This window comes from Lentibacillus cibarius, from assembly GCF_005887555.1.
Classification (GTDB): domain Bacteria; phylum Bacillota; class Bacilli; order Bacillales; family Amphibacillaceae; genus Lentibacillus; species Lentibacillus cibarius.
Genome location: NZ_VCIA01000001.1, coordinates 2596048 through 2617641 on the forward strand (window position 1 = coordinate 2596048; position 21594 = coordinate 2617641).

12 protein-coding genes, 14 tRNA genes and 2 rRNA genes are annotated in these 21594 nt (G+C 42.8%); 23 read left to right on the forward strand and 5 right to left on the reverse strand.

Features of this window, described 5'->3' with window-relative positions; genetic code table 11:
* The first annotated feature begins 61 nt into the window (after positions 1–61).
* The 16 genes from FFL34_RS12710 (at position 62) to FFL34_RS12785 (ending at position 4722) form a co-directional block, all read left to right on the forward strand.
* Positions 62–2980: ribosomal RNA gene (locus tag FFL34_RS12710) — 23S ribosomal RNA — on the forward strand.
* A gap of 196 nt (positions 2981–3176) precedes the next feature.
* Positions 3177–3292 (forward strand): 5S ribosomal RNA (rrf, locus tag FFL34_RS12715).
* Between the two features lie 16 nt (positions 3293–3308).
* Positions 3309–3383 (forward strand) — tRNA-Asn (locus tag FFL34_RS12720).
* 1 nt (position 3384) lies between these two features.
* A tRNA-Ser gene (locus FFL34_RS12725) sits at positions 3385–3476 on the forward strand.
* A gap of 16 nt (positions 3477–3492) precedes the next feature.
* Positions 3493–3564 (forward strand) — tRNA-Glu (locus FFL34_RS12730).
* A 63-nt stretch (positions 3565–3627) separates the two neighbouring features.
* Positions 3628–3703, forward strand: a tRNA-Val gene (locus FFL34_RS12735).
* Positions 3704–3726: 23 nt separating this feature from the next.
* Positions 3727–3803: transfer RNA gene (locus FFL34_RS12740), tRNA-Met, on the forward strand.
* Between the two features lie 88 nt (positions 3804–3891).
* Positions 3892–3968: transfer RNA gene (locus FFL34_RS12745), tRNA-Asp, on the forward strand.
* Between the two features lie 38 nt (positions 3969–4006).
* Positions 4007–4079: transfer RNA gene (locus FFL34_RS12750), tRNA-Phe, on the forward strand.
* 21 nt (positions 4080–4100) lie between these two features.
* A tRNA-Tyr gene (locus FFL34_RS12755) sits at positions 4101–4185 on the forward strand.
* Between the two features lie 11 nt (positions 4186–4196).
* A tRNA-Trp gene (locus FFL34_RS12760) sits at positions 4197–4270 on the forward strand.
* A gap of 14 nt (positions 4271–4284) precedes the next feature.
* A tRNA-His gene (locus tag FFL34_RS12765) sits at positions 4285–4360 on the forward strand.
* Between the two features lie 15 nt (positions 4361–4375).
* Positions 4376–4450, forward strand: a tRNA-Gln gene (locus tag FFL34_RS12770).
* 6 nt (positions 4451–4456) lie between these two features.
* Positions 4457–4531 (forward strand) — tRNA-Gly (locus FFL34_RS12775).
* 21 nt (positions 4532–4552) lie between these two features.
* Positions 4553–4626 (forward strand) — tRNA-Cys (locus FFL34_RS12780).
* Positions 4627–4640: 14 nt separating this feature from the next.
* Positions 4641–4722 (forward strand) — tRNA-Leu (locus FFL34_RS12785).
* A 175-nt stretch (positions 4723–4897) separates the two neighbouring features.
* Here FFL34_RS12785 and mcrC read toward each other — a convergent pair.
* From mcrC to FFL34_RS12800, 3 genes are all read right to left on the reverse strand, one after another.
* Positions 4898–5935 (reverse strand): 5-methylcytosine-specific restriction endonuclease system specificity protein McrC, encoded by a 1038-nt coding sequence (gene mcrC, locus FFL34_RS12790; protein WP_138603761.1) that lies wholly within the window; start codon positions 5933–5935, stop codon positions 4898–4900.
* Complete coding sequence (locus FFL34_RS12795; protein WP_138603762.1) at positions 5928–8408, reverse strand: AAA family ATPase; 2481 nt, start codon at positions 8406–8408, stop codon at positions 5928–5930. The genes mcrC and FFL34_RS12795 overlap by 8 nt, the downstream gene beginning before the upstream one ends.
* A gap of 484 nt (positions 8409–8892) precedes the next feature.
* Entirely contained in the window at positions 8893–9729 is an 837-nt protein-coding gene (locus tag FFL34_RS12800; RefSeq protein WP_138603763.1) for a polysaccharide deacetylase family protein, read from the reverse strand.
* A 301-nt stretch (positions 9730–10030) separates the two neighbouring features.
* Here FFL34_RS12800 and FFL34_RS12805 point away from each other — a divergent pair, with 301 nt between their 5' ends.
* Positions 10031–10987, forward strand: coding sequence for a tRNA dihydrouridine synthase (locus FFL34_RS12805; protein WP_171046363.1), 957 nt, complete (start codon positions 10031–10033; stop codon positions 10985–10987).
* A 69-nt stretch (positions 10988–11056) separates the two neighbouring features.
* Here FFL34_RS12805 and FFL34_RS12810 read toward each other — a convergent pair whose 3' ends face one another.
* On the reverse strand, positions 11057–11899 hold the full coding sequence (locus FFL34_RS12810; protein WP_138603764.1) for an aldo/keto reductase: 843 nt from the start codon (positions 11897–11899) through the stop codon (positions 11057–11059).
* A 227-nt stretch (positions 11900–12126) separates the two neighbouring features.
* Here FFL34_RS12810 and FFL34_RS12815 point away from each other — a divergent pair, with 227 nt between their 5' ends.
* The gene (locus tag FFL34_RS12815; protein WP_138603765.1) at positions 12127–12540 is read left to right on the forward strand and encodes a phosphatase PAP2 family protein; all 414 of its coding nucleotides are present in this window, start codon (positions 12127–12129) and stop codon (positions 12538–12540) included.
* A gap of 410 nt (positions 12541–12950) precedes the next feature.
* Here the strand turns inward: FFL34_RS12815 and FFL34_RS12820 are convergent, their stop codons facing one another.
* A complete protein-coding gene (locus FFL34_RS12820; RefSeq protein ID WP_138603519.1) occupies positions 12951–14636 on the reverse strand; it encodes an IS1182 family transposase in 1686 nt (561 codons plus the stop codon).
* 489 nt (positions 14637–15125) lie between these two features.
* Between FFL34_RS12820 and FFL34_RS12825 the strand changes: the two genes are divergently transcribed.
* From FFL34_RS12825 to FFL34_RS12845, 5 genes are all read left to right on the forward strand, one after another.
* Positions 15126–16334, forward strand: a complete 1209-nt coding sequence (locus tag FFL34_RS12825) for a DUF4317 domain-containing protein (RefSeq protein WP_138603766.1) — start codon at positions 15126–15128, stop codon at positions 16332–16334.
* Positions 16335–16723: 389 nt separating this feature from the next.
* Entirely contained in the window at positions 16724–17374 is a 651-nt protein-coding gene (locus FFL34_RS12830) for a YczE/YyaS/YitT family protein (protein ID WP_138603767.1), read from the forward strand.
* Positions 17375–17449: 75 nt separating this feature from the next.
* Positions 17450–18847 carry a hypothetical protein gene (locus FFL34_RS12835; RefSeq protein WP_138603768.1) on the forward strand — a complete coding sequence of 466 codons (1398 nt, stop codon included), beginning with the start codon at positions 17450–17452 and terminating at the stop codon, positions 18845–18847.
* A gap of 176 nt (positions 18848–19023) precedes the next feature.
* Positions 19024–20172, forward strand: coding sequence for an NAD-dependent epimerase/dehydratase family protein (locus FFL34_RS12840; protein WP_138603769.1), 1149 nt, complete (start codon positions 19024–19026; stop codon positions 20170–20172).
* Positions 20173–20289: 117 nt separating this feature from the next.
* Positions 20290–21444 carry a glycosyltransferase family 4 protein gene (locus tag FFL34_RS12845; RefSeq protein ID WP_138603770.1) on the forward strand — a complete coding sequence of 385 codons (1155 nt, stop codon included), beginning with the start codon at positions 20290–20292 and terminating at the stop codon, positions 21442–21444.
* Positions 21445–21594: the final 150 nt, after the last annotated feature.

The following is a 21594-nucleotide window of genomic DNA, read 5'->3' on the forward strand; positions in this document are numbered from 1 at the left end:
TATGGTGGCGTTATTTGCACCTTGAAAACTAAATAAGAGTAAAGTATTCAACGACATCAATAGTTAAGTGATCAAGGGCGCACGGTGAATGCCTTGGCACTGGGAGCCGATGAAGGACGGGACTAACACCGATATGCCTCGGGGAGTTGTAAGCAAACTGTGATCCGGGGATTTCCGAATGGGGGAACCCGCTGTCCGTAATGGGATAGTATGCGTATCTAAATACATAGGATACGCAAGGTAAACCCGGGGAACTGAAACATCTCAGTACCCGGAGGAAGAGAAAGCAAACGCGATTTCCTGAGTAGCGGCGAGCGAAACGGAACCAGCCCAAACCGAAAAGCTTGCTTTTCGGGGTTGTAGGACACTCCATCGGAGTTATCAAGAAACTGCTTAGACGAAATGGTCTGGAATAGCCGGCCAAAGAAGGTAAGAGCCCTGTAGTCGAAAGGCAGTTTCCTCCGGAGTGGATCCTAAGTACGGCGGAACACGAGAAATTCCGTCGGAATCCGGGAGGACCATCTCCCAAGGCTAAATACTACCCAGTGACCGATAGTGAACCAGTACCGTGAGGGAAAGGTGAAAAGCACCCCGGAAGGGGAGTGAAATAGAACCTGAAACCGTGTGCCTACAAGTAGTCGGAGCCCATTTATGGGTGACGGCGTACCTTTTGTAGAATGGACCGGCGAGTTGCGTTCGTATGCAAGGTTAAGTGGAAGACACGGAGCCGCAGCGAAAGCGAGTCTGAACAGGGCGATGAAGTATACGGGCGCAGACCCGAAACCGTGTGATCTACCCATGTCCAGGGTGAAGGTCAGGTAACACTGACAGGAGGCCCGAACCCACGTATGTTGAAAAATGCGGGGATGAGGTGTGGGTAGGGGTGAAATGCCAATCGAACACGGAGATAGCTGGTTCTCTCCGAAATAGCTTTAGGGCTAGCCTCAAGGTATACGTTCTGGAGGTAGAGCACTGATTGGACGAGGGGCCCTTATCGGGTTACCGAATTCAGTCAAACTCCGAATGCCAGCAACGTGAAACCTTGGGAGTCAGACTATGGGTGATAAGGTTCATAGTCGAAAGGGAAACAGCCCGGACCGCCAGCTAAGGTCCCTAAGTATACGTTAAGTGGAAAAGGATGTGGCGTTGCCCAGACAACCAGTATGTTGGCTTAGAAGCAGCCATCATTTAAAGAGTGCGTAATAGCTCACTGGTCGAGTGACGCTGCGCCGAAAATGTACCGGGGCTAAACGTATCACCGAAGCTGCGGATTGTTCTTACGAACAATGGTAGGAGAGCGTTCCAGGTGCTGTGAAGTCAGACCGTGAGGACTGGTGGAGCGCCTGGAAATGAGAATGCCGGTATGAGTAGCGAAAAAAGAGTGAGAATCTCTTTCACCGAATGCCTAAGGATTCCTGAGGAAGGCTCGTCCGCTCAGGGTTAGTCGGGACCTAAGCCGAGGCCGAAAGGCGTAGGCGATGGATAACAGGCAGATATTCCTGTACCACCTCGTGAGCGTTTGAACGATGGGGGGACGCAGCAGGATACGGAAAGCGCACCGATGGATGTGTGCGTCCAAGCAGTGAGGAAGTTGGGCAGGCAAATCCGTCCAATAATTCCAAGCTGTGATGGGGAGGTCAATTGTGATCGAAGTTCCAGATTCCACACTGCCAAGAAAAGCCTCTAGTGAGTTCACAGGTGCCCGTACCGCAAACCGACACAGGTAGGCGCGGAGAATATCCGAAGGTGATCGGGAGAACTCTCGTTAAGGAACTCGGCAAAATGACCCCGTAACCTAGGGAGAAGGGGTGCTCAGGCTGAGTCTGAGCCGCAGTGAATAGGCCCAAGCGACTGTTTACCAAAAACACAGGTCTCTGCGAAGCCGAAAGGCGAAGTATAGGGGCTGACACCTGCCCGGTGCTGGAAGGTTAAGGGGATGCGTTAGCCTTCGGGCGAAGCGTTGAACCGAAGCCCCAGTAAACGGCGGCCGTAACTATAACGGTCCTAAGGTAGCGAAATTCCTTGTCGGGTAAGTTCCGACCCGCACGAAAGGTGCAACGACTTGGGCACTGTCTCAACGAGAGACCCGGTGAAATTATACTATGCGTGAAGATGCGCATTACCCGCGACAGGACGGAAAGACCCCGTGGAGCTTTACTGCACCTTGATATTGAATGTTGGTACAGCTTGTACAGGATAGGTGGGAGCCGTCGAAGCGTGAGCGCTAGCTTACGCGGAGGCACCCGTGGGATACCACCCTGGCTGTACGAACATTCTAACCCAGGGCCGTTATCCGGCCCGGAGACAGTTTCAGGCAGGCAGTTTGACTGGGGCGGTCGCCTCCCAAAAAGTAACGGAGGCGCCCAAAGGTTCCCTCAGAATGGTTGGAAATCATTCATGGCGTGTAAAGGCACAAGGGAGCTTGACTGCGAGACCTACAAGTCGAGCAGGGACGAAAGTCGGGCTTAGTGATCCGGTGGTTCCGCATGGAAGGGCCATCGCTCAACGGATAAAAGCTACCCCGGGGATAACAGGCTTATCTCCCCCAAGAGTTCACATCGACGGGGAGGTTTGGCACCTCGATGTCGGCTCATCGCATCCTGGGGCTGTAGTCGGTCCCAAGGGTTGGGCTGTTCGCCCATTAAAGCGGTACGCGAGCTGGGTTCAGAACGTCGTGAGACAGTTCGGTCCCTATCCGTCGTGGGCGCTGGAAGTTTGAGAGGAGCTGTCCTTAGTACGAGAGGACCGGGATGGACACACCGCTGGTGTACCAGTTGTTCCGCCAGGAGCACAGCTGGGTAGCTACGTGTGGTAAGGATAAGTGCTGAAAGCATCTAAGCATGAAGCCCCCCTCAAGATGAAACTTCCCATCACTTCGAGTGAGTAAGATCCCTCAGAGACGATGAGGTTGATAGGTCCGAGGTGGAAGCGTGGTGACACGTGGAGCTGACGGATACTAATCGATCGAGGACTTAACTACTACTACAGTCGTTGAATCACACTCTTATTTAGTTTTTAGGGTGTAAATTTCAAATTTACCCTTGATTTTTTCAAAAAAACCATTATAATATTTATTGGCACGAAGAAATCAGTCGACCACTTGGTTATAAAAGGTTTTGATTAAAGCTCCTATATTTCAAGTTTTGCGGGAGACAAAATCATTCATAACTTTAGGGTCTGGCGATGATAGCGGAGAGGACACACCTGTTCCCATGCCGAACACAGCAGTTAAGCTCTCCAGCGCCGATGGTAGTTGGGGCCTTGCCCCTGCAAGCGTAGGACGTCGCCAGGCATTTCCTTTGGTATATTCCACAGTAGCTCAGTGGTAGAGCTATCGGCTGTTAACCGATCGGTCGCAGGTTCGAATCCTGCCTGTGGAGCCATGGAGAGCTGTCCGAGTGGTCGAAGGAGCACGATTGGAAATCGTGTAGACCGCTATCGCGGTCTCGAGGGTTCGAATCCCTCGCTCTCCGCCATTATAATTATCTTTGTGGCCCGTTGGTCAAGAGGTTAAGACACCGCCCTTTCACGGCGGTAACACGGGTTCGAATCCCGTACGGGTCATCATTAATTTAAAGGATAGAGTTGACGGCATGTAAATACATGCAATCGCACATCCTGTGCGTCGGAGGATTAGCTCAGCTGGGAGAGCACTTGCCTTACAAGCAAGGGGTCGCAGGTTCGAGCCCTGCATCCTCCACCATATTTCACTTATTTATTTCATATCGCGGGGTGGAGCAGTCTGGTAGCTCGTCGGGCTCATAACCCGAAGGTCGCAAGTTCAAATCTTGCCCCCGCAACCAAAATTATTCAATTAACTACGTCGAATAACTATCATTGCTAAATGAATATCAGTTGTGCTTCATGAGTGCAACCAAAACAATTTAACATGGTCCGGTAGTTCAGTTGGTTAGAATGCCTGCCTGTCACGCAGGAGGTCGCGGGTTCGAGTCCCGTCCGGACCGCCATTTTTAAATTAAATCTTATCATTGCTTAACACCTTTAAGGCTCGATAGCTCAGTCGGTAGAGCAACGGACTGAAAATCCGTGTGTCGGCGGTTCGATTCCGTCTCGAGCCACCTTTTCCAAATATAGGATATGGAGGGGTAGCGAAGTTGGCCAAACGCGGCGGACTGTAAATCCGCTCCCTCAGGGTTCGGGGGTTCGAGTCCCTCCCCTCCACCATTTAAATAAATAGGGGTATAGTTTAATGGCAAAACGAAGGTCTCCAAAACCTTTGATGCGGGTTCGACTCCTGCTACCCCTGCCATAATTTCTATTATGGCGGTCGTGGCGAAGTGGTTAACGCACCGGATTGTGGCTCCGGCATTCGTGGGTTCGATCCCCACCGGTCGCCCCATTATAATCGATATATTGGGCTATAGCCAAGCGGTAAGGCATCGGGTTTTGATCCCGTGATTCCCAGGTTCGAATCCTGGTAGCCCAGCCAGTAAAAGCGGAAGTAGTTCAGTGGTAGAACACCACCTTGCCAAGGTGGGGGTCGCGGGTTCGAATCCCGTCTTCCGCTCCATTTTCTTTATATTTTTCTTTTGGCGGTATAGCCAAGTGGTAAGGCAGAGGTCTGCAAAACCTTTATCACCGGTTCGAATCCGGTTACCGCCTCCAAGTACAACTTTTATGCCGGTGTGGCGGAATTGGCAGACGCGCACGACTCAAAATCGTGTTCCTACGGGAGTGTGGGTTCGAGCCCCACCACCGGTATCTTTAGATGAAAACAAAATAATTTAAAAAAACGATAAAACACTCACAAATATTGATACACCAATGTTTGTGAGTGTTTTTGTTAACAAGGATATAAGGTTATTTTTATTCCATGGATAGTTGAATGATTTTTGCTCGAAGAATAATTCTAATTCAATCCGACAAATCGCTAAGTTTAATCCAAAAGAAAATCCTTGACCAATTGGTTCAATTGTCTTTTTATATCTGAGAAATCCCTATTCATATCTAAAGTCTTCACTCCAAACCGATTGTTACTAATAGAAAGTTCACTATCTGGAACAATGACCTCATCCGACATTGCATAGAGTAGTACTCCGCTCACATGACCAGAATTGGTATAGTCTTTATTTTTAACGTATGTAAAGATTTGGTACATATTGTGAGAGTGAAAGCTTTTACTATTATAATAACTATTAGATTGCATCATTTGCTGGTAGTATTTCGTATCTATAATAAGAACCTTTTCTCCATAAGTAAGCGTAATATCGGTTTTCATAACAGGAAGAAACTCAATATCACCTTCATCAACATCCCAATTAATATGAGAAGCGGAGGCATTAAATTCCGGATAGTGTTTTCGATAGTACTCCAGTACAAACTTTTCAAAAAGACGATGCATTTTCTGATTGTCCACAAATCGCGCCAGTTTTCGGTCACCATCTTGCTCGGTAAGTAGTAATCCCTCTATGACCAAATAACATATATTAATTAACAGCTTATAGGTAGCATTATTCCGGTGGTATTTGATACTTGACCACTGAATTCTACGATAATCTATTCGATCCACGTTGGAAAAGTAAAGCAGCACCTTTTTTAAATCCTTTTTATTCCTACTTGACACTTCAGGAGTCTTAACTAACAGAACCGCAGTAGTCTTAAGGATCTGGTTCATATAGGTGTTTTCTGTATATTGGTCAAAACTACAAATCAACTGCTTGTTTCGCATCGTATTTTGTTTGACTGAAAGAGTAACATTAATTTTACCTTTGGGTGACCTGAGAGATTCCGTATTTTCAACATAGTCTCTCCATAATCCCCGCTTAATTTGGTTTCCCATGCCCTTTGCAAGGATAGCGGCAAATAAATCTGCCGCATATTCAAATTCCTCTGTTTCTAACTTTGCATAGTTTTCCTTATTCATCACTTGAAATGCATACGCAAGCATATGATAAATGTTCTTAATTTTAATCATTCAGAACACCACGGAGTCGATTTGTCCATAGTTCAATCTTAGAGGGATCGTCAAACCAATACTCATCTAATAATGGTATCAATTCATATTCTATTACCGATGACAACCACTCGTCTGTTATTTCTTCATCTGGGCATAGATAGCTATGACCGATTTTAAAGCCACTTCCAAGAGATTCGTCTTGACTAATATAGTTGTTTAGGGCTTTTATTTGTTCAACTAGAGCATTAAATTTTGAGTTATTTGCTTTAGATACTATTTCTTGAAACCCGTCAGAATCAAATGCTGGCTCTAATTTAAAGAAAGCAAATCGTCTTCTAAGGGCATAATCAATCATGGCTAGGCTTCGATCTGCTGTATTCATCATTCCAAGAATATATACATTCTTGGGAACTGAAAATAGTTCATTGGCATAAAGCAGGCGAAGTTTTTGCCCACGCTTGTCATTTTCGATTAGCATTAGAAGTTCACCAAATATATTACTTAAATTACCTCGGTTAATCTCATCAATAATAAAGAAATAATCACGGTCACTGTCCTGTTCAGCTTTTTTACAAAACTCATAAAATGGCCCTTCTGCAAGTTCAAATCCATTGTTTGTTGGGCGATATCCCATAACAAAATCTTCATAACTATAGCTTTGGTGGAATTGTATCATCATTACCCGACTCACATCTTTTTCACCCATCATAGAATATGCAAGTCTTTTGGCAGCAAATGTTTTTCCGACGCCAGGTGCCCCTTGTAAGATAACGTTTTTCTTCTTATTAAGAAGGGTTACTATTCTGTTGTAACGATCTTCATCCATAAATACTTCATGAAGAAAATCCTCTTCTGTATAGGGGTCGTAATCGACTTCTATATCTTCTATATCATCATCTTCATCTATAAACAGGTTTTCAAGTTTCCGTACATAATCCGTATATGGGGTTATATCGGTAAGTGTCTTATTTACGGCCTTACCGGGATGTTCCAATTCATCATTATTAATCCATTTCACTTTATGGATATGTTGATATTTGTCACGAGTTGAATCAAACATATATTCAGATTCAACGATGCCTCGTCCGATTACTTTTGACCTTCCTTTTTTTACATAGATGGTATCACCTGGTAATAATTCATTAGCAAATTGCCATGTGGCGTGTGCGGCATTAATATACGTGTATTCTTGTCCATATATTTCTTTCATTTTGGATTTCATTTCTTCTTTTGATGAAAATTGACTTAAATCACCCATTTCATCCCAACCAATCCCCATAATACCTTGGGAGTAAAATTCGTCCCATTTGGAGGCATTACGACCAGGAGAATAAATCCAATATCTTTTTTCTTTTTCGTTTACTATATCAGAAGGAGAGGGAGCATCTTTTTCTCTTTCCGTCTTCATTTTATCTGCCCATTTAATAAAAATATCACTGGCTAGTTCATCATCCATGTCGACGGTATGTCCTTTTTCAGTAAGTGTCCACTTACCTCGAAAAAAGTTATCTATGTATCCTTCATAGACTAAGTAATTTCTTGCAAATGCAACTTCATTATCAAATGTTTTAACACCACTTTTTCCACGTGTTTCATTAATAAAATCATCTGTGAGTTTTAAATCAGATATAATCTGTTTGCGAACTTCTAAGGGGGTACCAGAGCCACCAAGTTCTCTTAGTGCATTTATTAGCGGGCCAAACCATTTAAGGAAGCTAGCATTTGATTTCTTTTGTTTAGGAGAAGTTGCTTTCCATGCTGCGAAAGATAAATCCGGAAAACTTTGATGTGGAAATTCTTCCTTTTCAAAGGTGTCTTTAAAGTAATCAATTAGTTCTAAGTAATCTTCGGCATTAGGTAATTCCTTTAATTTCGATATCTTGGTTATATCATCCGAATAGGGACTGTTACGCTGTAATAAGTAAGATCTATTTCTTTCGTCTAAGTTTATGTAAAAATATGGACGAATCCAATAAAGTCCCATCGTTAGATTCCATTTAACGCCAAGCTGCATTCTTACCTTATCATAACTAGTTATAAACTCCTTCTTTAGCTCGACAGATTGTTGGCCTGCAAGGTGTATTCCTACTTCAAATATTTTCCAAAGGCTTGGGATATCCTCTGGTTTTCTTCTATCGTTGGATGCAAAGAACCATGCCTTCATGTTATTCAAGACAGGAATGCCATCAAAGTTAGTTGGAACAGGGGATCGAACTCCAATTTTACTGCTAATTCCTTCAGCTATGGCTATACGATTTTCGTTTGTAATTCCCTTGTTAAAACACCCAAAAACAGTGAATGGGCATATATCATCAATCGGTTCACCATCTTCAGTGAAAGGGTAACGTATATTTAAATTTCCATAGACATCCTCTAGTATGGATAGGAGTTCTGATCTTTTAGTTTTATACTGTAGAAGCTTGTCTGCGAATTCCATATAAAAATCTGTCCAGGAGAAGGAATTTGTTTTAGTTGGGTTATCTGTTTTCATTTATTACACCTCTAACCTTTTTGTATTGCATATGTACTATTAATTCTTATTATAGAGTTTTATGTTGAGTAAATAAAATGAATAGAGCCTATTCTGTGCAAATTCTATCGGGGAATGAATGGAACAGATAATGGAAAGGAAGCAACAGTTCAGGAAGGGTTATGAGAAGTCTGATTTAAAATTAGAAGTCAGCGTCAAATAAAATACACATAGTAGCCAATGGTCATCCATGCGATCATCTTCTCAGAAGTCTAGTAAAAATATCGGAAATAAAAAAAGCGTTGCGTACAATACCCAAGGGCGGGCGATGCACACAACGACTAATCTAAATTTGTATTGTGTCGTGAAAATTCGTCTATGTCAACATTCTGGACGTATAAGGGTTTAACTGAACGTACATTCGGGCGATGTGTGCCTTCCAAACGGAGGGGCAAGGTGACGACTATTGCAGAATTAACTATTCTACCAACAACTACCTCTTTTACTATTTCTCTTCCATTATGTCTTTAAAATCCTTGAAACTTGTACTCGGAGTAATTCCGATTCTTTTTAGCTCATACGGGTCATCCGATGACTTCACATAGCCGTGTTCCGTTGTAAAAGCCATTGTTATTCCAACGTCCTCCAATAGATTTTTAGATTCAGAATTATACTGTCCAAACGGGTAAGCAAAAAGAGTTACATTACCGTATTCCGAAAGCCTGTCCTTACTTTTGCGAAGATCCGATAACACTTCTTCATCCGATTTCCATAAAAAATCCGACTTTTCTCTTTCACTTCTGTTGAAATGTAGTTTATTAGTATGACTTTGAAGTTCAAAGACGTCTGAAATCCTATTAAGCATTTCCTTATCCATATACTGGTTCCGGGAAGGATCCCATTTATCACCGTAATCCCTATACGTTCGCCTTGTGATAATGTTAGCTACACCATCAAGATTATGTTCTTTCATAATTGGATAGGCATACCTATAAACGCTTCTTAAACCGTCGTCAAACTGTATCATTACACTTTTTCGCGGCAATTGCATTTCCCCCGCTAAAAAATGCCTCATTTCATCAACTGTAACAGTATGATAGCCGTTTTCTTTCAGGTATTTCATCTGTTTCTCAAAACTATCAGCCGTTATATAACTAGAATTATCAGGTCGTAACTGTTTTTCCTCGTCTGTTAAAATACCATGATACATCAAAACGGGAATTTTATTCTCTATATCATTCGATTTACCTTCCACACTACTCGAAACCGAAGTACATGCTGTCTGTGTAAGCAATACCACGAGAACGCTGACTAGGAAGGTTGTTGTGCGTCTTATATCCATCGTATCCCCCTTAGCAAAATTTATCTTAAATCATTATATATTAAATAGAAAATATCTATCAATACCTTATGACAACGTAAAAAGCGAAAAATGAATGGTCAAATGAGATGGTAATAAATGACTGCCGTTAAGTTGATGAAAGTAATCAAAAAGATGGACAAAATACAATTTTCTATAGTTTGATAAAAAGTGCTTATCCATGGTATAAGTGTAAAAGAAAGCAAGGCATTTTTGCTTCTTAATTATGGAGGTACATCAGGTTTTGTCCTGATGTCCTATAATGAGAGGATTGGAATTTGAAATGACTGATAATTTCTGGCGTGATTTACCACGACCGTTTTTTATACTGGCACCAATGGAAGATGTGACGGGTGTTGTTTTCCGTCATGTAGTGAGTGAAGCGGCTAGACCTGATGTGTTTTTTACAGAGTTTACAAATACGGAAAGTTATTGTCATCCTGAGGGGAACCATAGTGTGCGTGGGCGTTTGACTTTTACAGAAGATGAACAACCAATGGTGGCCCATATATGGGGGGATAAACCTGAATATTTTCGGCAAATGAGTATTGGAATGGCGAAAGAAGGTTTTCGCGGTGTAGATATCAATATGGGCTGTCCCGTACCTAATGTGGCAACAAAAGGGAAGGGATGCGGTCTTATCCGGCGTCCAGAAGTTGCTAAAGATATTATACAAGCAGCAAAAGCAGGGGGATTGCCCGTAAGTGTGAAGACAAGGCTTGGTTACACGGATGTAGGCGAATGGCAGGATTGGCTTACACACTTATTGAAACAAGACATCGTCAATCTTTCTATTCATTTGCGTACAAAAAAGGAAATGAGTAATGTAGATGCTCATTGGGAACTGATTCCGGAAATTAAGAAACTTCGTGATCATGTGGCACCAGATACACTTTTGACGATTAATGGAGATATTCCAGACCGTCAAACTGGCTTGGATCTCGTTCGCAGGTACGGTGTTGATGGGGTTATGATCGGGCGTGGTATTTTCACAAACCCATTTGCCTTTGAAAAGCAACCGGAAGATCATAGTAGTAAGGAATTGCTTAATCTTTTAAGGCTGCATCTAGATCTCCATGATCAATATTCACAGGAATTTGAAGCACGTCCATTTAAACCGCTTCGTCGCTTTTTTAAGATATATGTCCGTGGGTTTCCAGGAGCGAGTGAATTAAGGAATCAGTTGATGGAGACAGAGTCAACAGATGAAGTGCGTGCATTGCTTGATAATTTTGGGTGAGTGCTAAGAGCGTCACGGCAAAACAAAGACTGCCCCCAAATGGAACTGGTGGGCAGCCTTTTGTTTTATTCAGAACTCCTCATAAACAGCCGGGTCCAGGTCATTAATGCGACCATCTGGACGGGTCAGCTTATCTAATTCCCTCATATCATCATCATCTAAAGCAAAATCGAAAATCGAGATGTTTTCTAGTTGTCGTTTTGGTGACGCAGATTTTGGGATAGCCACGGCACCATGCTGGTAATGCCAGCGCAGAATAATTTGTGAAGCAGTCTTATTGTGCTTGTCTGCTATTTGTTTAATCGTATGATTACTGAAAACGTCATTGGCATGTGCTAAAGGACTCCACGATTCGGTAGTGACACCATGCTTTTCATGCCATTTGCGCTGTTCTTCCTGATTGAAGAAAGGATGCAGCTCAACTTGATTGATGCTCGGCAATACACCTGTTTCTTTTTCAAGCCGTTCCAAATGCTCCGGCAGGAAATTGCAAACACCAATCGAGCGGATTAGTCCCCATTTTTTTGCATCAATCAACGCCTGCCATGCTTCCACATATAGATCCTGCTTCGGATTTGGCCAATGAATTAAGTACAAATCATAGTAGTCCAAGTCGGCGCGATAAAGTGATTCTTGAATGGTCTTCACCGCTTGCTCATAGCTGTGGTAACGCCCGGGAAGTTTTGAAGCAATGCGTAAGTCTTCGCGCGGTATGGATGTTCGTTTAACTGCAGTTCCGACTGTTCCCTCATTCTCATAGTTGTACGCTGAATCAATCAAACGATAGCCATGATCGATGGCGCTGGTAATCGCTGCTACACCATCATTTCCCCAAAGTTTGTACGTACCAAAGCCAATCGCTGGTATTCGTGTACCATCATGTAGTGTGATCTCCGGTATTTGGTTCTCCACTGTATCACTCCTTTTGTTGCATAACTTCCTATATTAAAGGCTGTTAAACTTGATGCGCTTGATTATATGCTATCATATTGCTGAAAAAGAAGTAACGCTTGGGGCTTGAAGAAATAGATTGTGCTTTAATAGCCGCGTTAACATATGGACGTCCATAAAACGCGCTGAAATATGCTACAATATACTCGCTAACGAAGATAATCATTGATTCACGAGGAGGGGGAAATTTGGATTGGCAATTGTTTACATGGATACATAGTTTTGCTGGTAGATTTGGCATTTTAGACGAAATAATGAAGGGGTTATCGAGCTATACGATATACATATTCATAGGCATCTTAATTTTAATTGCCTGCTTTTCCAAAAAACGAATCATGGCCTTTGTAGGAATCGGTGGCATTGTTTTAGGAATGTTGATCAATTACATGATTACACTGGTTTATTCGCGTCCCCGTCCTTTTGTGAGTCATGATGTAGTCCTATTGATTGATAAAGCTCCTTCTGCATCCTTCCCTAGTGATACCGTAATGATTGCGATTGCTGCATCGTTTGCTATCTGGTTCATTTCACGAAAGGTTGGTTGGATGTTCATCGCAGTTTCTATTTTAGTAGGAAAGAAAGTACAAAATTTAGCGATATAACTTTTACTTGCAAGGTTAAGCCACGTCCGGCTCCAGCGCCCAGCGACTAGCGCGACTTCCTTCACCTCCGTCCGATAAGTCAACATCGACTCCCCATGGTCGTCGTGTTTCCTTTATCTCCTCCGGCTAGTAGGGAAGATCGGCTAAGCCCGCCGCGATGCGCGGCAACGCCGATCCACCTGCGACGCGCAGGCGCAGTCCGTACGTCGCTACGACGCAAAGGACGTGCTAGGAGCCTTGGACAGAAGTATTTCAAAAAATCCCGCTTCATTTCACTACAACCTATTTTTATGTAAAAAAATGGAAATGATTTAAAAAAGGGTATGCCAAATAAGCTTCACGTTTATGTCATTTTTTTAATTTTTATAAACGTATTTGTTTATACCTCCCTCCTTTCAAGTATCGCTTCCTCAGGCAGTATCTTGGAACAAATGCTCTTTTTCGTGAACAGTCTCTTGATACGACACACTATTGAAATAGACTTTTAGTATCTTTCGGATATTATGCATGACGCAATGCAATTTGAATTCACGCGAAGCGTTGTCCATCCCGCGTCCATGCATCTGTTTCCACCCATCCTGTACTTGAATGTTGCCCCACACTGGCTCCGGAACACTTTTTCTCTGACTCAGGATTTCTTTTCCCTGCTCCGTGTTGGCCTTTTCTTTCGCTTCTTCTCTGAGGCGATCATGTTCCATATCCCGATCGATTTTGCGAATACCGTCTTGTGCTTTTGTACATTGCGCACTGAGCGGACAGGCCAGGCAGGCCTCCTGATTGCTGTATTCGTCAATCCGTCCCGATTTTTTCGTTTTCTGCCGCGTAAGCGTATGCCCCTCCGGGCATGTATAGGTATCGGCCTGTGTATCATACACAAATTTATCCTTGGCAAATGGGGATTTTGCCACTGCGTACGACCCGTAAAAGTCAATCCCTTTATCTTGCATGACCGCTATATTATGGGCTGAAAAAAATCCGGCATCAGCGCCAGCCTGCACGCCGGCCAGCGAACCGCATATGTTTTCCGCATGCTCCAGCGTTGGCTGCAATCCAAGTTGATCGGAAGCATTGTTGCTCGTATGTGTACCAAGGATGATATGCGCCTTGTCATCAACCCAGGCAAAATGGTTGTAACACTGTTGCACACCGTGATGTTTCGTGACCATGATGCTGGAGTCTGTATCCGTAAAATTAATTTGTTTCCCTTCCGGGATTTTTTGATTCCCATGTTCCGCTTTCCATTTTTGCTCCAATGTCGTTTTTGCCTGTTCCATGGTGTGAAGCCGATTATGCGTAAACGCTATGTTGTTCAGGAGATCCACCGTTTGTTCAAACGATTCCGTTGGAACGTCGTTCAAAAGGGGGGAAGAGGTTTTCAGCGTTTCCTCTTCGAGACCCTGACTTTTTTCGGCTTCCTCGTAATCGAGGTTGAATACCTGTTGTTCCTTGTCCCGCAGCTCTTGTTGATGCTGTTGTCGCAGAATGTGATGCACCCGCTGAGCCTGCTCGTGTATACAGGCCTTCAGCTCCTCTTCCGATATTTGTTCTGCCTCATCTATGTAGGGTTTGATGGATTCAAATAATGCTTCCAGTTCATTTGTTTGGCGATTGATCTTGTTTATCAAGTGCTCATAACTCATCGCTTTGTGCTTAGAGGCATTCGCTTGGACTTTGGTACCATCAATATACATGCGCTGCCGACCAATTAAGGCCAATCCTTCACAAATTCCGATGATTTGGGATAAAAAACGATCCGCTTCATTTAAAAGGGCATCGATTGTGCGTTCGACGGTCTTATAACCCGGCATGCCCATGCCGGATAATAGCCACTGTGCACCAATGCTGTCTTCGGCAAATTTGCAGATCTTTTGCGCTGCATAATGACCGTGATACATGGCGTATAAAATAACAGCCGTCAATGTGCGGCGGGTGTATGGTGGCGCGCCCATTGATAATGGGGCATAAAAAATCAGATCCAGTTCATCTACCAGGTATGAAAAGAAACGGGCTGCATGAGGTTTGTGTTCAATTTTTTCTTGTAATAATTCCTGGAAAAAAACAACCTGATTCGGGGCGTCGGGGCTGCGTTGCGCCATTTGATCTCTCCTCGTTTTTGACGATTCCAACGAAGAGCGCCTGAAAAATGTTGGTATTATGAAGCAGAATAGGCTATAATACGGATTAGGCACTCTTCGGTGGTATGTTTATCCAAGAACATTATACCATGAAAAGAGTGCTTTTTATATGTCTAAAACCTAATTACTCCTGTCTTGGCGGGAGATCAAGCCGTTTCATTGAAAATCTGATGTTCCACTCGCTAATTTACATATTTTTACATAAAACCCGTTATACTTCTGTCTAAGGCTCCTAGTGCAGGCGTTGCGACAGGACGTCGCGTTCTTAGCCTGCCCGGGCGCTTGCGCCTTTGTTCTTGGGCCACCATTATCCAATAGACGTCATAGCCGGAAGTATCGTTGGAATGGGTTCGACTTATCTTTGTCTAGCAGTATATAATAGAATATTACATGACATATATCGGCGTCCTTCTACCATACATACGGATAACCAACTTAGGAGTGAACAAATTGAACAAAAATGATATCGCCCAATTCAGAAAACAATTCAAAGTAAATAATGATTTATTGAAAATCAATGAAATCTTTCATGTATATATCATGAAAGAATCGAGTGAGATTTATCATCAGGAAAGTTTACCATTTGATTTGTTGGAAGATGAACAAAAAGAGCTGTTTTTGGACAACTTTAAGAAAGTACTGACAGGCCAGTTGGACCAAAAACTATTTGAATTAAAGTTCCAACGTGATGTGGAAAATAACAGTCAGCTCATTCTTCACCAGGGTATGCTAACGAATGATACGGAAGAATGGAAGAATCATATGCTACAGTTAGTAGAGAAAATGCTGAAAGACAAGCAATATGAAATGGATGTTGTCGTAACGTTTATTAGAGGGGAATATATGAAGCCGATGAAACGAAATGAAGAGGCGGAAGAAAGTGAACGCGATACGGTTTATTCTCATCCCTTTATTTTATGTAGTATGAATAAAACACAGGATCCGAAAAAGGAATTGCTGTTTGACTATGTTGAAAAGGCGTTTAAGTATAATATCGTCGTAGATCCTATTATCAACTTGAAAGCTCCCATATCAGGATTTTTATTCCCGAGTATCACGGATCATGCTGCTGATGTGAATCACGTACTTTATTCATCAGGGAAAGCGAATGAACCGGATTATCATTTCATAGAAGAAGTCTTGAATGCGGAAGAAATCGTGACTGCCGAGGAAGATAAGCTTGTTTTTGAGGAAGTTGTCAAAAAGGTAGCGGGTGACCAAATCAATACGTCGACACTCTCGAATGTCTACGAAGAAATTCATCGTGTTGTGGAAGAGAATGAGGAAGAAGATACGCCGAAATTAGACTACAAGGATGTAGAAAATGTGTTAAAAATGAGTGGCGTAAAGGATGTCAATACGGAAAAGGTAGAGACGGCGTTCAAGACAGTGATTGATGATGAAAATTACGAGTTAAAAGCAAATAATGTTGTCCCGAAGTATTCTTCCAAGTCAATCAAAATAAAGACAAAAGTAGCGGATATTTCTATTGGCCCACAAGACTTGAGATATGTACGCCAAGTCGAATTGAATGGGAAACGTTGCTTAATGATAGAAGTAGAAGAAAATGCAGTGATTGAAGGTTTTGAAATGATTCCAGAAGCTTTATTCAGAAAAGCTGATGAGGATGAAGAAGAAGGAGAAACTGATCATAAATAGCCTAAAGACATAACTTACGGTTGATCCCCACCTTTTTTTAGGTGGGGATATCTCAAATAATAGGAAGAAACAGAGGAAGCTAAACATCCGCCCGTGTTTAAGAACGATTCCGACGGTGCCTTTCTTTACCGCCTTTCATGGCATTTAATTCTTCTTTATTTTTATTCTTTTTCTTTTTGCCTTTATCTGTACTCATTAAAAAACCTCCTTTCTCCATAGTTTGAACGGAACTCCCAAAAAAATGTACTGCTTGCGGGTCTTTACCGGAAGAGTAGCTGAATAATATTTGCGGCTGAACGTCAAAATAGTCGAATGATTTCACGTTAAATTCTGTGTGTTTATGCTATAATGAAATTTCCGTAAGTTTTAATGGAAAGAAGGATGATTGAATGGTTCACGTATTTCGTTGGTGTATCTACTTGCTTGGATTGCTGCTTTTTAGCATGGGCATTACTATCGCCGTGAATATGCAGTATTTAGGCATTCACCCGTGGGATGTGCTGAATGTGGCGCTGTTTGACATTGGAGGTCTGACAATCGGGTCTTGGCAAATTATGATTTCGTTTGTGCTAATTGTGATTTCATGGATCCTCGACAAATCCTATATTAGAATCGGTACTTTTTTGAATGCCGTTTTGATTGGGGTGTTTGTCGATTTATACATGTGGCTGGATTTCCTGCCAAAGGCGACACATAACTGGACGGATATTATTGCAATCATTGTCGGGATTTTGATCATGGGAATAGGCGGTGGCGTCTATAATTCAGCAGGAGTCGGATCAGGCCCGCGTGATGGATTTATGCTCTCTATTTCTGATAAGACAGGAGCATCCATCGGGAAAGTGCGTATCATTACGGAGAGCGCCGTATTAGTAATTGGACTTCTGTTGGGTGGTCCTGTATTTATTTTCACATTTATTTTTACATTTATTCAAAGTCCGATATTTCAGTTTAGCTATCATCAGATGTCGCGAGTGGTTGATGCATTTTCATTGGCGCGGATGAATAAACAATATACTAAGTCCAACAGCATCGGGTAGTGCACTCAGGGGAGCCTACCCGTGTATGATGAACAGGAAATGTGCTATACTGGATGAAAAATCGGGGGATGCCAAATGAGTAACATGCAAACCATCTTATATAACCGCCGGAAGAAGCCAATCGCTATGGAACCGTCCAGAATTGCTTTGTACAGGCAGTGTGAAGTGGTGGAAGCAATCAGTGAAAACAATGACATGTACTATCTGTTTTTTTATCATTATCGTTTCCTGACTGCCGCGAAAGCATCAAAGTTAAAACGTGGATCATTTATTGCCTCTACTTTTCAGCATGGAATGGTTTTTGACGCCCCGCACCCGTTTATCGAATATTTGATTACCTCTAATCAGCCACTGCATATAAAAGGTTTCGATACATTAATAAAAGATCTTGATAAACGTTATTCTCCTCTCGAAAAAGCATTCATTCTTACATTCTTTGAGTCGTTCCTGTCTAAAAAACGCCTGTTTGAAGAGATCAAGTCGACATTTTACGCTTACCGCCGGAAAGGGCAGAACTTTTATGGCTATCAAATTATTCGAATACTCATGGATTTTGCTCCCGGACACAGTTTTGTTAGACAAATGTCAGGGGATAGTATCTTCCGTCAATATCAGGACAGCTATAGTCGTTGTGACGAAGCTATATTGTCCGCTGATCCGATATTTTTTGAGAAAATCGCGTTTGCCAACATGGATAGCCATACTTGGTTTCAAAAACTTATTACCCATCTGGAGCAATCATCTCGTTGGCTTGATTTGCTTGCAATTTATTTCTTTCGTCTTGTCAACCATCCTTCCATACATGTTTATGAACCATTCAAAGAAATTGCTGAATCCCACTTGAATGCACATCAGGTCATGCAGTTACAGGAACAACTGCATCAACAATCACCACCGTTTGCACAATTAGAAAGGGATTTGTTAGTTCAATATGCAGAAGTGAATCATGTAAAACAAGTGTTGATGATGCTTGAGAGCCTAGATATTGAACTACATGATGTACAGAAAGAAACGATTAGGGGAATGCTTCTCCAGCTGGATCCTCAAAGTCATTCATTGTCTCCGGAACTGTTTCCTGCGCTGACTCGGGCTGTGACAGTGTTTTGTCCGGAGCAGGCACATGAATTGCTGCACACGTATATCGCGGCACTGCTGGCGGACTATGAGCCAGGATATATCAAGTCAATACTCGAGCCGTTCAGTGAACATCGAGCTATTCATCCACTTTATTTGAAAATGGACAGGATGAGTCAATTTTCTAATGACCTAGAACACATGCAGGCGCTAGGGGAGCTATATGAAGAATTTGGACGTTCCCATGAGGCGATAGCGTGTTTTAGCTGGGAGATGGAACTGAAACCGCATGATCCGGCGCCTGTGAAAAGATTATCCAAAATATATAAAGATGCGGGTAATGTACAGGAAGCAGAAGCATACCGGCAGCTGTTAAAAACCATGCAGAAACAAGCCTGATGCTTAAGTAGAGACGGGTGATTTGGCTGTTTTACACAAGAATAGTTGTAAAATACTATATAACATGATAATTTTTTATGAGAGGATATGCTTCATATGCGTGTATATTTATGACTTGTTACCTGTGGAAGGTGCTAGGTATAACAAGTTAAAAAAATGAAACTGGAGGTAGAGACGTGAGAATTATTGTAGCTGGGGGAGACGGTTTTTGCGGATGGCCTACTGCTTTGTACTTGTCTAAGCGGGGCCATGATGTTGCAATTATTGATAATATGATTAGAAGAGAAATGGATAATGAACTGCATTCCAATTCACTTACACCGATCGCTTCACTTGATGAGCGTACGGCGAAGTGGGAGGAACTGACTGGTAAGGAAATTCGTACTTATAATGGTGACTTGAACCATTATGACTTTTTGCGCCAGGTTATGAAAACGGAACAACCTGATGCGTTTGTGCATTTTGCTGAACAGCGCTCGGCACCGTATTCAATGATTGATAGGGAACATGCAGTGTTCACGCAGACGAACAATGTTGCTGGAAACCTAAATGTCCTATATGGCATCAAGGAAATAGTACCGGATTGCCACTTAATTAAGCTTGGTACAATGGGTGAATATGGAACGCCGAATATTCCAATTGAAGAAGGGTATATTGAGATTGAGCACAAAGGTAGAAAAGATGTGTTGCCATACCCGAAACAGCCTGGCTCTTTTTACCATTTGTCCAAAGTGCATGACAGTCACAATATTACCTTTGCCTGCAAAATCTGGGGCATTAGAGCGACTGATTTAAATCAGGGTGTTGTGTACGGTCTTGATACTGATGAAACGAAAATGGATCCTGTGCTTGCTAATCGTTTGGATTATGACGGGGTCTTCGGTACAGCCTTAAATCGATTCATCATTCAGTCTGCTATCGGCCATGATTTGACGGTTTATGGAAAGGGTGGACAGACACGCGGCTTTTTAAATATACAGGATACGGTTCGCTGTATCGAAATTGCTGCAGAAAACCCAGCTGACAAAGGGGAATTCCGGGTGTTTAACCAATTCACAGAAGAATTCTCTGTCGGTGAATTAGCGGAAAAGGTTAAAAAAGTTGCACTTGAGGAAGAACTTGAAACGGATATAGCACATCTTGACAATCCAAGAGTCGAACTTGAGGAGCATTTCTTCAAGGCGGAGAACACCAAGCTTCGTGATCTTGGACTTGAGCCACATCTGTTGGATGATGCAGTTATTCGGGAAATTCTGCATACGGTTATGCAACATAAGGACCGGGTAATTAAAGAAAATGTCATGCCGCAAGTATCATGGACATAAGTATGGCACAGATGTCAGGTTGGCGCGGGTTTGATATCTTGAGCCTGACGTGCAATGAACGAAGCAGAATCACAAGATAAATGTTGGATAAGTTTTACTGGTGAGGAAGTGTCATAATTGAAAATTGCCATTATAACAGAGACGTTTGTGCCTTCCACAGATGGTGTTGTTACACGTTTGAAGGCATGTATCCGCTATTTTCAGAAAGAGGGGCATGATGTTCAAGTCATCGCACCGGACCTTGGCGTTTATGAATTTGAAGGAGTGGATATAAAGGGTGTTCCGGCCAGAACGCTGCTTCTCTACCGTTCCAAAAAGTTTGCGCTGCCGACCAGAAAAGTGAAGAAACTTCTTGAAGAATACAATCCGGATGTCGTCCATGTCGTGAACCCCGCGCTCGTAGGCATGGCTGGTGTTTATTATGCAAAAAAACTTGGGTATCCAATGCTTGCTTCGTTTCATACCCAAGTTCCAAAGTATGCGGATTATTATAACGTACCGATGTTTAAAGGATTTCTGTGGTGGTATTTCCGGAAACTCCACAATCAGGCGGAACTAAATTTGTGCACATCCGAAGCTGTGAAGGAAGAACTGCTTGAACAGAACTTTCACAATGTGCACGTTTGGAAACGTGGGGTAGATACGGGGTTATTCCACCCGGACAAATACGATAAAGATATGCGGAACAGACTCTCGAATGGACAGCCTGATAAAAAACTGCTGCTGTTTGTCGGCAGACTTGCCCCGGAAAAAGAGATTGAAAAAATTAAAACTGTATTGGATTCGTCTGATGAATTTGCGCTGGCGATTGCCGGAGATGGACCACACCGCCAGCCCCTTGAAAGACACTTCCAAGGAACAAATACAGTTTTTACCGGATTCTTGCACGGGGAAGAACTTGCAAAAGCCTATGCGTCTGCCGATGTCTTTGTTTTTCCGTCCACATCGGAAACACTTGGACTTGTCATCACAGAAGCGATGGCGTCGGGGCTCCCACTTGTTGCCGCCAAAAGTGGTCCAACTTGTGAGCAGATTGAGGATAACCGGACCGGCCTTCTTTATGACAAAGATAAGCAGGGTGACTTCACGAGTACGGTTCTACGTTTCGCTGATGAAACATTGCGTAAACGGCTGGCCAAAAATGCCCGACATGATATTGCGGAAATGGGCTGGGAGGAACAGTCGAAACAAGTGCTTGATTACTACAAGGCAATTGCCGGAATCGAAGGCAAAACTTTGGGGCAAAATAATGTTAATCACTCCAGCCTGTAAAGAGCGGGAATTGGAACAACGATCAAGACAAGCTAGTGCATGTTAACAGGAAACTTATATTTTATCATAAAATATCCGGCATTAGGAAAACTACTGACCACTAGGGCAAGCCGGCGAAACCGCTGTACACTGCCGGTCCTAATGCAAGGA